The sequence below is a fragment of the uncultured Lutibacter sp. genome (assembly GCF_937891065.1).
Taxonomy (GTDB): domain Bacteria; phylum Bacteroidota; class Bacteroidia; order Flavobacteriales; family Flavobacteriaceae; genus Lutibacter.
In genome coordinates, this window is sequence record NZ_CALAEQ010000097.1 from 1 (window position 1) to 5,483 (window position 5,483).

The 5,483-nt window shown below is 28.8% G+C and carries 8 protein-coding genes; 4 read left to right on the top strand and 4 right to left on the bottom strand.

Annotated elements, in window-relative coordinates; genetic code table 11:
* The 4 genes from Q0352_RS14765 to Q0352_RS05485 form a co-directional block, all read right to left on the bottom strand.
* The coding region (locus Q0352_RS14765) for an undecaprenyl diphosphate synthase family protein (protein WP_367274599.1) at positions 1 to 157 on the bottom strand (157 nt) is incomplete at its 3' end.
* Positions 157 to 843, bottom strand: coding sequence for a DUF6089 family protein (locus Q0352_RS05475; protein ID WP_299524815.1), 687 nt, complete (start codon positions 841 to 843; stop codon positions 157 to 159). The genes Q0352_RS14765 and Q0352_RS05475, both read right to left, overlap by 1 nt.
* Before the next feature lie 133 nt (positions 844 to 976).
* The gene (locus tag Q0352_RS05480; protein WP_299524818.1) at positions 977 to 1,858 is read right to left on the bottom strand and encodes an NAD kinase; all 882 of its coding nucleotides are present in this window, start codon (positions 1,856 to 1,858) and stop codon (positions 977 to 979) included.
* A gap of 2 nt (positions 1,859 to 1,860) precedes the next feature.
* On the bottom strand, positions 1,861 to 2,520 hold the full coding sequence (locus tag Q0352_RS05485; RefSeq protein WP_299524821.1) for a CBS domain-containing protein: 660 nt from the start codon (positions 2,518 to 2,520) through the stop codon (positions 1,861 to 1,863).
* Between the two features lie 99 nt (positions 2,521 to 2,619).
* Here Q0352_RS05485 and Q0352_RS05490 point away from each other — a divergent pair, with 99 nt between their 5' ends.
* The 4 genes from Q0352_RS05490 to Q0352_RS05505 form a co-directional block, all read left to right on the top strand.
* Complete coding sequence (locus Q0352_RS05490; RefSeq protein ID WP_299524824.1) at positions 2,620 to 3,345, top strand: pyridoxine 5'-phosphate synthase; 726 nt, start codon at positions 2,620 to 2,622, stop codon at positions 3,343 to 3,345.
* Between the two features lie 58 nt (positions 3,346 to 3,403).
* Positions 3,404 to 4,168 (top strand): alpha/beta fold hydrolase, encoded by a 765-nt coding sequence (locus Q0352_RS05495; protein ID WP_299524827.1) that lies wholly within the window; start codon positions 3,404 to 3,406, stop codon positions 4,166 to 4,168.
* A 55-nt stretch (positions 4,169 to 4,223) separates the two neighbouring features.
* The gene (locus Q0352_RS05500; protein WP_299524830.1) at positions 4,224 to 4,577 is read left to right on the top strand and encodes a phage holin family protein; all 354 of its coding nucleotides are present in this window, start codon (positions 4,224 to 4,226) and stop codon (positions 4,575 to 4,577) included.
* Positions 4,578 to 4,669: 92 nt separating this feature from the next.
* A partial coding sequence (locus Q0352_RS05505; RefSeq protein ID WP_299524833.1) for a trigger factor family protein occupies positions 4,670 to 5,483 on the top strand: 814 nt, incomplete at its 3' end.

The window sequence follows — 5,483 nt, forward strand, 5'->3', positions numbered from 1 at the left end:
AACCTTCAATAACTTGTCTAACCGACGTTACGCCATTTTTATGTCCAAAAACTCTTGGTTTCCCTTTCAATTTAGCCCAACGGCCGTTACCATCCATAATTACGGCAATATGATTTGGTACTGGGTTTTTAGCTATTTGAGATTTTAATTGTTCCATTAACGTGGTGTTGCATAACAAGGAGGTCTCCCAAATGAATAAACTAGTGATATACCACTTAAAACATACCAATCGTTATTGTTTGGGTTTCCAAAAGTTAGAGATGGTATATTAGTGTTGTTATAATCTAAATCATCTTCAAAAGTATAACGGGCTCTTATTTCTAGTGCTATAGCTAAATCGCCAAATAATTTAGTTTTATATCCAATACCAAAAGGAATAGCAAAGGAAGTTTTTGAACTATATTCATATTCTTGAGGGGCGGTTTCAGAACTTACTGTCTTATAATTAAAAGCAACTATTTCAAACAATAAATAAGGTGTATGAGTTTTTCTGAAATCGTTTAAATTGTATTCAAAGTAATTAAACTCTAATCCTACAGCCAATTCTTTAATGCTGTTATTGAAACTTAAATGGGGGTTCCTTTTCAATCTTCCTGGATTTGTAGCATCAGCATCATCTGAAGAAATTTGGGCGTAGGTAAATGTTCCTCTAAGTGCAATTCTAGGGTTCATATTCCATTTATAGATAAATCCACCCATAATATTGTTCGGATTTACATAATATTCAGGACCAATGTCTCCAATATAATTACTACCACCAACAAAAATACCAACTTCGTTGATTTGTGCTTCGGAAGTAATTGTGATACAGCTGAATATAATAAATAAAACTAGTCTTTTCATAAATAAAATAGCTCGCAAATATATATAATTATAGTCGTTTTTTGAAGTTAATCAAAGTCTTTTTTGATAAACTGCTTATAAATGAAAATATTGTAGTTTCAGTGAACTACTTTTTAATAAAAACGATTTATACTTAATTTCGAGTGTCTTGTCCCCAAAGTAATTTCTCTCTAAGTGTTTTAATAAAAGTTTGCTGTTCAATTTCTACCATTCTAAGGTTAAAATCAGACTTTTTTATGGATACTTCAGTGTTGCTATTTATGGTTGTAATTCTTGAATCTAGTGATAAGAAAAATTTATCTTCTCTACCGCTCACTTTAAATTTAACAATTGTATCATCAGGAATTACTAATGGTCTTGCATTTAAATTGTGTGGCGAAATAGGTGTTATTGCAAAACTTTTAGCTTGTGGTATAATTATAGGCCCTCCGCAGCTCAATGAATATCCTGTAGAACCAGTTGGTGTTGCAATAATTAATCCATCTGCCCAATACGAAGTTAAATATTCATTATCTAAATAAGTTTCAATTGTAATCATAGAAGCTGTATTTTTCCTATTTACAGAAACTTCGTTTAGTGCAAAATTTAGAGAAGCTAAACTTTCAATTTCGGGCAATGTAGTTACACTTAATAAGGAACGTTCTTTTATTACAAATTGTTTTTTTAATAATAATTCAACCGCAGTTGATATTTCCTCTTTTTGTACAGTTGCTAAAAATCCCAATCTACCAGTATTTATCCCAACAATAGGAATGTTAGAATCTCTTACAAAAGTTACAGCTCTTAAAATAGTACCATCTCCACCAATGGTAAACATAAATTCAAATGAATTATTAAGCTCTTTATAAGATTCAAAGGTTTTAACATTTGTAATTTTAAGATGCTCTTCTAGTCCTAAACAATAATTTTTTTCAATGTAAACTTCAATTTTATGGCTACTTAAGATGTTAATTAACTCTTCAATATACTTTTTATCTTCAGCTTTATAATATTGTCCGTATATAGCAATTTTCATTCTTAGATATTTAAGTATTTTTGTAAATAGTTGGTTCTGTCTTTTAGCTCTTCTAAATAAAAATCTTCTTTATGGTTCGATAGCACTTTATAGTTATAGCGCCTAAATGACTGAATAATTTCATTGATATCTTGTGAGCTAAATTTAAGTGTGATTTTAACAGTAGTTGCATTTGATTCAGAAATAAAAATGCCTAATAATTTACCATTGTTAGATTCAACAATTTGGCAAATTTCACTAAATGAATAATCTCTAATTTCTTTTTCTAAAAGTAATATAACACCTTCATTATTTAAAAAAGGAGTTTCATTATAAATATGCAATATTTCAATTAAATCGTAATAGCCTATGTATTCATTTCCAGTATTTAAAACTGGAATTAAATTAGTCTCATTTGAAGCGAAAACGTTAATTATTTCTAATAAATTTACACTTTCATGGATAAAAAATAAATTAAATAAATAACTAAAATCATTAAGGCTTTTATTTTTATCATCAATCCCCTGAACATCATTTTCAGAAATTAAACCAATAAGTTTATTGTCTTTAACTATAGGAAAGCAACAATAATTAGTTTCATTAAAAAAGGATCTTGCTTCTAACACCGTTGTTTCAAGTGTAAAGGCTTTATATTCATTTAATATGTAAGGGGTTGTTTCCATACAGTTTCTTATTGGTCTACAAATTAATCAAAAATAAAACCAAAAACATATTCTTAGTTCGTAAATTTGCTCACTAATTAAAAATAATAATTTTTAACAATGACAAAGTTAAGTGTAAATGTAAATAAAATTGCTACGTTACGTAATTCTAGAGGTGGAGATTTTCCAAATGTTGTAAAGGTATCTTCTGATATTGAGAGTTTTGGTGCAGAGGGAATTACCATTCATCCACGTCCAGATGAGCGTCATATTAGATATCAAGATGCTTACGATTTAAAAAAAATAGTGACTACCGAATTTAACATAGAAGGAAATCCAATACCGAAATTTATGGAAATGGTATTAGCTATTCGTCCAACACAAGTTACTTTAGTACCAGATAGTATTGATGCAATCACCTCAAATGCAGGTTGGGATACTTTAAAACATCAATCTTTTTTAAAAGAAATTATTGCTGAATTTAAATTAAAAGGAATTAGAACTTCCATTTTTATTGATACCGATTTAAAACTTATTGAAGCGGCAGCAAATACGGGAGCTGATAGAATTGAGTTATATACCGAAGATTTTGCTACACAATATGGTCTTGGTAATAAAGAAGCTATTAAACCCTATACAGAGAGTGCTTTGTTAGCTTTTGAACTTGGCTTAGGTGTAAATGCTGGTCACGATTTAAGTTTGGACAATATTCAGTTTTTTGCTGAAAACACTCCAAATTTATTAGAAGTTTCGATAGGTCATGCTTTAATTGCAGAGTCGTTGTATTTGGGTTTAGAGAATGTAATTAATATGTATAAGTATAAATTAGGTTTAGGTTCTAAATAATTGTCAAATCTACTTAGGCAGTAATCTCATAAATAGAATTTCAAAACTCAAAACTAAAATGAAAGTTTTACATTCAACAATTTTAGGAAGCGGACAACCTTTACTCATTTTGCATGGGTATTTTGGAATGAGCGATAATTGGAAATCACTTGGAGTTCAGTTTGCTATAAACTTTGAAGTACATTTAATAGATCAAAGAAATCATGGACGAAGTTTTCATTCCGATGAATTTGATTATGAATTAATGGTTGAAGACTTGTACTTTTATATTGAACAGAATCATTTAAAAAATGTAATACTCCTCGGTCACTCCATGGGAGGAAAAGTAACAATGCAGTTTGCAGTAACTTATCCAGAATTAGTCAGTAAATTAATTGTTGCAGACATTAGTCCGAAGTATTATAAACCACATCACGAGTATATTTTAGCCGGTTTGAACTCGATAAATTTCACACTTCATACTACACGGAAAAAAGTAGAAGAAGCATTAAGAATTTATATTGAAGAAGAAGAAATTCTTCAATTTTTATTAAAAAATGTATACTGGAAATCAAAAGGGAAACTAGCTTTCCGATTTAATTTAGAAAGTTTAACCGAAAACAATGTTGAAGTAGGAGAGGCCTTACCTTCTTTTACGCATTTTGATGGAAAAACACTTTTTTTAAGTGGAGAAAATTCAAATTATATTACAAAAGAGGATATTCCATTAATTTCAGCGCATTTTATAAATTCACATGTAGTAACTGTCAAAAATGCAGGACATTGGCTTCATGCTGAAAATCCAATACAGTTTTACAATGAAGTTGTCAGTTTTTTAGCATAATTCAATAAATGGCATAATTTTAGTTAAATTTAAAGTTCATTAAAATTTTTAAAAGATGAAATTAATTCTACGAATATTATTAACAGCGCTAGCTGTAGTTGTAATAGCTAATTTTTTACCAGGAGTAACTTTAACAGATGGGTATACAAGTGCTATAATTGTGGCTGTTGTTTTAGGTTTATTGCGAGTAACAGTAAAACCAATACTTATATTTTTAACATTACCAGCAACCATAGTCACTTTAGGCTTATTCTTATTAGTGATAAATGCTATAATTATTATGTTAGCAGGTTATTTTGTTGATGGATTCTCTGTATCAGGGTTTTGGGTTGCTTTATTATTTAGTTTACTATTATCATTATTTCAATCTTTTTTATATTCATTATTAAATGAAAAGAAAGAAAAATAGTTGAATTTGAACATGTTAAATACTTTGTTAAGTGTATAAAAAATAGTAATTTTGCACCCAATTTTGAATGATTTAAGATAAAATAGCATAAAATGAATATTACAAAAGAAAATATTGATGCATTAAATGCAGTAGTGAAAGTTGAAATTTCAGCTGCCGATTACCAAGAAAAAGTAGCAACAATTTTACAAGATTACCGTAAAAAAGCTGATATCCCAGGATTTAGAAAAGGACAAGTGCCAATGGGAATGGTAAAAAAACAATACGGAAAATCTATCATGATTGATGAGGTTAATAAATTACTTCAAGAATCATTAAATAATTTTTTAACTGAAGAAAAATTAGACATTCTAGGAAATCCTTTACCAAGAATGCAAGACGATTTTAATTGGGATAAAGAAGATTACTCATTTGAATTTGAATTAGGTTTAGCACCACAATTTGATGTTAAATTAGACGAAAAAAAGAAAATTACACAATACAATATTATTGCTGATAAGGAATTATTAGAAAAAGAGGTTGAAAATATTCAAAAACGTTACGGAAAAATAATTTCTAAAGAGGTTGTTGAAAAAGGTGTAAATATTACAGGTACTTTTGTTAATGAAGAAAAAGAAATTAACAAAAAATCTACTATTGAATTAGCTTCAGTAAAAGGAAAAGCAAACCAAAAGAAATTAATTGGGAAAAAAGTTGGAGATGTTGTTGAATTAAACACAAAAGGACTTTTTGATGATGACCATAAATTAATGGGCGCTTTAGGTGTTGATCATGATGCAATTCACGGGTTAGAAATTGATGTAATTTTTACTATTGAAGAGGTGAACATCACTGAACTTGGTGAAGTAAACCAAGAATTGTTTGATAAAGTTTTTGGACCAGATGTTGTAAAATCTAAAGAAGAAT

Excerpts from the sequence above, each read along its gene's own strand:
- Q0352_RS05480 (WP_299524818.1), bottom strand. The coding sequence starts at position 1,858 with ATGAAAATTGCTATATACGGACAATATTATAAAGCTGAAGATAAAAAG.
- Q0352_RS05495 (WP_299524827.1), top strand. The coding sequence starts at position 3,404 with ATGAAAGTTTTACATTCAACAATTTTAGGAAGCGGACAACCTTTACTC.
- Q0352_RS05500 (WP_299524830.1), top strand. The coding sequence starts at position 4,224 with ATGAAATTAATTCTACGAATATTATTAACAGCGCTAGCTGTAGTTGTA.
- Q0352_RS05485 (WP_299524821.1), bottom strand. The coding sequence starts at position 2,520 with ATGGAAACAACCCCTTACATATTAAATGAATATAAAGCCTTTACACTT.
- Q0352_RS05490 (WP_299524824.1), top strand. The coding sequence starts at position 2,620 with ATGACAAAGTTAAGTGTAAATGTAAATAAAATTGCTACGTTACGTAAT.
- Q0352_RS05475 (WP_299524815.1), bottom strand. The coding sequence starts at position 843 with ATGAAAAGACTAGTTTTATTTATTATATTCAGCTGTATCACAATTACT.